Below are 4,950 nucleotides of genomic sequence, written 5' to 3'. Positions count from 1 at the left end.
CTCGTGGCGGTCCATCATGATGGGGCTGCCCTTCGGAGCGGTGATCGGGCGGGGAGGGGGACGGGGTGCCGCGCGGCCTGGGCGGTGAGCGTGGGGGAGTCCGCCGCGGTGGGGAGGTCCGGTGGGGAGGTCCGGTGTGGGGAGGACCGGACGCCGGAGCTCAGACCAGGGCGTTCTTGCGGGCCATCCGGCCCGAGAGCTGAATGCGGTCGACCGCGCCGGTCCGCGGATCGCGTACGAAGCGGCCACCGGGGATCCGGCGCCCGGAGGACGGGTCCACCAGGTCACAGGTGAGGTCCTCGTGACAGACCAGGGGAGCGGGCAGATCGCCGTCCACGGACAGCGCGAGACCGCCGCTGTCGCTCATCGTCACCTGGTACTCGATGTCGCCGTTGAGATAGATCCCGGTGCACTGGGCCGTCGCTGCCATCGGGCTGGCCGCGGCCGGGCGGGCCGGGGTGGCGGGCACCCGGATCCCGGTGATGTCCTCGAGCCCGTCGGCGAGTTCGTGCCACAGCTCGGTGCCACCGCTCGCGTTGCTGGTGAACGCGACCACGGCACCGCTGACCGGATCCGCCCGCAGATGGCAGGAGGTCCCCTGGGCGTTGCCGTCGTGGCCGAACCACAGGGTGTCGTCCCGCCGGAACAGCGCGAACCCCAGGCCCCAGCCGTCGGCGAGCACACCGGGATCGGCGCCGGACACCGGACGGCGCACCCGCGCCGCCAGCTCCGGAGGCAGCAGCCCCGGCGGACCGTCGCCGGTGTGCACCCGGGCCAGCGCCACCAGATCGAGGGCACTGGCCGCGAGGGCCCCGGCCGCGGCCTCCGCCGGGGCGAGGTTCTGGCGCACCGGCCGGGTTCTGCCCGTGGCCGTGTTGCCCGCGTGGCCGAGCGCCACCGGACGGCGCGCGGTGCCGGTGGCGCCGACGAAGCACGGCACGGTGCCCAGCGGTTCCAGCAGGACCGACCGTATGGCCTCCGCCCAGCTCATCCCGGTGACCGTCTCGATGAGCCGGCCCGCCGCCACATACCCGGCGTTGGAGTAGGAGAAGTCGGTGCCGGGCGCCATCACCAGGCTCCGGTCGGTGCAGTGGTCCAGCAGATAGCGCGACGCGGTCAGCGCGGCCACCTGGTCGGAGTCGGGGCCGGACGGCAGCCCGGCGGTGTGGCTGAGCACCTGGCGCACCGTGCACGGCGGTCCGGCCCGCCGCAGCTCCGGTACGTGGTCGCCGAGCTGGTCGTCGAGCTCCACGTCGCCGTCGGCCACCAGCAGCATCACCACCGTCGCGGTGTAGCACTTGGTGATCGAGCCGATGGGCACCGCCGCCCCGGCGGTGAACGGCTCCGCGGTGTCCGTGTCCAGCACACCGGTCTCCACGGCGAGTGTGAACCCGCCGTCGTACACGGCGAGTTGGGCGCCCGGCACCCGGTGGGCGCGGGCCAGGGCGGCCAGACGGTCTTCGAGGAGACGGCGCTCCTTGGGGCGCCGCTCGTCTCTGGGGAGGGTGTCGGAGCGGTGCAGCACGGTGTACTCCTTGGCACACGAGGGGACGGACGGTCTGCCGGGGGTCACGGCAGCCGGCTGGTGGCGGTCACATCGCGGGGGACGATCCGGAAGCCCTGCCAGTGCGTGGGCATGGGGTCCTGGTCCTCGTCCCGGGGTACGTGGTGGAAGTCGACACTGACCCAGGCCACCGGGTCGGTGAGCTTCTCACCGTTGACGAACCTGTCCACCGAGGCGGCGCAGCCGGACGCGGTGGTGCCGTAGGAGTTCGCGGCGTTGCCGTACGCCAGCCGCTCGCACGCCCGGTAGCGGGTGAAGTACATGTCGTGGTGGGTGAAGTCCTCGGTGTGGTCCGGCCCCCGGTACTGGTCGCTCTCGTGGTTGTCGATCTCCCACGACTTCGGGTGGCCGTCGGCGTTCTCGGCGGTCGGGTTCACCACCCGCCAGAAGCGGGTCGGTGCGAGGTCGGCGGCCGTCTCACGGGAGAGCACGGTGCGTTCGGTGGTGCGCTTCGCGGCGCCGCCGCCGGGGAAGTCGTACTGCTCGACGGCGTTCTTCCGCTCCCCGTCGACATCGAAGTCCAGCCGCCAGAAGATGTTGTGCGTGTGGTTCTCGCTGAACCGGGTGGAGCCGACCCCGGTCGGCCAGCCACTGGTCGCGTCGGAGAACTGGAACGGCGACAGGGAGCCGGTGGCGCCCGCCCTCGGGGTGATCGAGCCGTCGTCGGCGAAGCGCCACTCGACGATGTAGTCGTACCAGCCGATCTCCGATACCGAGAAGACGGTGAGATCGCTGCCGTGCAGCACCCCCTTCTCCACCGCGCTCTTGTACGCGAAGGGCCGCGGCTGCTCCTCGCTGCACAGCACGGCGGTGTCCCGGAAGCTCCCGAGCCGCCCCGTGGGGCAGTCCTTCTTCGTCAGCCGGGTGAGGGTGCCCTGCTCCAGGTCGCCGAAGCCGATGGAGGACACGTCGTAGAAACGCGGCTGCCCACTGTCGTAGGGCACATGCACCTCGGCCAGCGACGCGCTCTTCAGCACCCGGGTCGGAGTGCCGCGCAGGGGGGTGTACGTCACATCGCTCAGCACCACACCGGTGTTGCGGTCGACATCCCAGCACATCTGCCAACGGGCGCCGTTCTTCAGGGTCTTGTCGACGCGGTTGGCCGCGGGGCAGTCGGCGGCCGCCGAGGGTTCCCGGGGGGCGGCGGACGCCGGCCCCGGCATCCCCAGCACCAGCAGAACCGCGGCGGCCACGAGCATCCGGGCACGCCAAAGGACACGGAACACGAACGGGGCTCCCCTCAGAGGCCGATGACGGCGGCGCGCCGGGCCGACAGATCGATGACGATGCGGCTGGTGTCGATCCACTTGCCACCCGGAACGCGTACGAAGAGCTGGATACATCGGTGGGCGCCGCACCGGGACACCTGCCGGGCTCCCTCGACGCCGTCGGCGCGGGCGGCCAGGAACGCCATGCCCTGGAGCTTGAGTTGGGCAGGCGAGGTCAGCTTCTTCTTTGTCGCGGACGCGTACGACGCGCGCATCCCCGGACCCAGGCGGCGGTCGGCGAGGACGATCTTCACGGCCTGCCGGGCCTCCGCGAGACTGGGCGGCGGCTGCACACCGTGGCGGCGTTCCGTGGCCAGCACCTTCCCGGAGCGCAGATCGACCCGGCGGGTGATCAGGCTGTCCGAGGCGTAGTCGTAGAGCTGGACCTCGGCCTCACCGTCCGGCGCCGCGGCCTTCGACGTGGCCCGCGGCGGGCGGTGGGTGTCCAGCAGCTCGGCCCCGGCCGCGCCCGCGGCGTTCTCCTCACGGCCGTTGCCGGTGGCCTTTCGGCCCGAGGTGGCCTGCTCGATGGCGATCCGGGCGGCCTTGCGGGACTCCTCCGAGGTCAGCGGAGCGTTGTGGGAGGCGATCACGGCGGCGGGGGCGGGGGTGTGCCCGGGCGCGGAGGACCCGGTGGCCTTCACCGCCGCGGTGCCCCCGGCGGCCAGCAGCGCCGTCAGCCCCAGGGCCACGGGTATTCGCCATCGTCGTGCCCGGCCGCCTTTCGCACCGGCCGCACCGTTGTGAGTGGCGTTGTTTCTCATCACCCAGCCGTTCCCGTTGTCGGTCGGTCGAGCCCGGGTGGGGCTCGGGAGGACAGCACGGCGATCGCCGTCCCGGGCCGCGGGGTTATGAGTCCGGAGGCGGGTGTCCGCTGTCCGCATGGGAACCGCCGTCCGCGTGAGATCCGCTCACGTCCGGGCTTACGTCGCCGGTGCCCGTGGCGTCGGCACTCCCGGTACCGGCGCGTTTCGAGACGCTTCCGACGGCTCGCCCGGACACCCCCGAGGCTCTCCGCTGTCCACTGTCCGCTCACGCTTTCACCACTCCGGGCGGCGTAACAGTTGCTTTTGTAATCAAGCGACTGTGAGAAACGCATGTTCCGGTCGGAATGCGGTGCGGGCGGGGGAGACTGAAAGCGACTACGCAGAAAGCCCGTTGCCACACCGTCTGCCATCATGCACAGATGAGCCATTGGATCATCATTCGATGTGACATCTGTGGCGCCACTCATTCATCTCGCGCGGCCGACAGCGTGAGCGCGGTACGGGAGGCCATGGTCCTCATGAGCTGGGCCAGAGCGCGACAGGATGGCCGGATGATCGATGTGTGCTCCGCGTGCACCACCACCCGGCAGAACACGCCCAAGTCCCCCGGTGGGAAGTCCCGATGTTCCTGCGAGGGCGGTGAACTCTTCGACGCGCTCGGCCACGACAGAATCGGGCACCGCCTCGCCAATACCCTGTTGCGGGCCGGCGTCGACAATCTCGAACTCCTGTCCAGTTTATCGGCGCGGCAACTCCTCAGCCTGGACGGGATCGGCACCGCCGGGGCCCATCACGCACTCAGCCGGCTGCATCCGGAACCGGAACGGGACGGGCCGAGTTGAGGCGTTTTCTCGAAGCACATCCACGATGCCCACCCCGCCCACGACACCCGTCCACGACGCTCGCGCGGTGTTCCCGCGCGCGGTGTTCCGGCCCGGGCGCGTGGGCCCCGACGGCCGAGAGGTGGCCCATGACCGACGTTCCCGCCCGCACGACCGCACCCTTCTACGCCACCCGCCGGAGCCGGGTGCTGTGGGTGCTGGGCGTGGTGTTCTCCGCCGGACTGCTCGGTCCGCCGCTGTTCGTCGCCGCCGCCCGGAAGGGTGTCGTCCGCCCGTCCGTCCCCGCGGTGTACGCGGCGGTCGTCTACCCGGTCGCGCTGGGCCGGACGTGGCTGCCCAACCCCGGCAACTGGATCCCCTGGGTGCTCGCGGCGGCGGTGCTGACGGCGGCGGCACACGCCGCGCTGCTGGACACGGCGGAGCGCCGGGACCCGCGGGTGTGACGAGCCGGGCCGTGGTCCGTACGCCACGACCCGGCCACCAGCCGCACCGGGGCCGGACCCCGCGGC

General features: G+C 71.8%; 5 protein-coding genes. 2 read left to right on the top strand and 3 right to left on the bottom strand.

Translation table 11 applies throughout. The features are described 5' to 3' along the window. Positions 1-160 precede the first annotated feature (160 nt). The 3 genes from HUT19_RS05415 to HUT19_RS05405 are packed head-to-tail and all read right to left on the bottom strand — an operon-like array spanning position 161 to position 3,524. Entirely contained in the window at positions 161-1,525 is a 1,365-nt protein-coding gene (locus HUT19_RS05415) for a serine hydrolase (protein ID WP_254885451.1), read from the bottom strand. Between the two features lie 44 nt (positions 1,526-1,569). Continuing rightward, on the bottom strand, positions 1,570-2,790 hold the full coding sequence (locus HUT19_RS05410) for a copper amine oxidase (protein ID WP_254885450.1): 1,221 nt from the start codon (positions 2,788-2,790) through the stop codon (positions 1,570-1,572). Between the two features lie 14 nt (positions 2,791-2,804). Continuing rightward, entirely contained in the window at positions 2,805-3,524 is a 720-nt protein-coding gene (locus HUT19_RS05405) for a Tat pathway signal sequence domain protein (RefSeq protein ID WP_176179341.1), read from the bottom strand. A 626-nt stretch (positions 3,525-4,150) separates the two neighbouring features. Between HUT19_RS05405 and HUT19_RS05400 the strand changes: the two genes are divergently transcribed. Together HUT19_RS05400 and HUT19_RS05395 are read left to right on the top strand one after the other, a co-directional pair. Further along, on the top strand, positions 4,151-4,441 hold the full coding sequence (locus HUT19_RS05400) for a helix-hairpin-helix domain-containing protein (RefSeq protein WP_176179340.1): 291 nt from the start codon (positions 4,151-4,153) through the stop codon (positions 4,439-4,441). A 128-nt stretch (positions 4,442-4,569) separates the two neighbouring features. Beyond that, positions 4,570-4,884 (top strand): hypothetical protein, encoded by a 315-nt coding sequence (locus HUT19_RS05395; RefSeq protein WP_176179339.1) that lies wholly within the window; start codon positions 4,570-4,572, stop codon positions 4,882-4,884. Positions 4,885-4,950: the final 66 nt, after the last annotated feature.

Origin of the sequence: Streptomyces sp. NA02950, assembly GCF_013364155.1 — a bacterium.
Lineage (GTDB): Bacteria > Actinomycetota > Actinomycetes > Streptomycetales > Streptomycetaceae > Streptomyces.
Note: the sequence above shows the minus strand (reverse complement) of the source record. Positions and strands in the feature narration are given on the sequence as shown.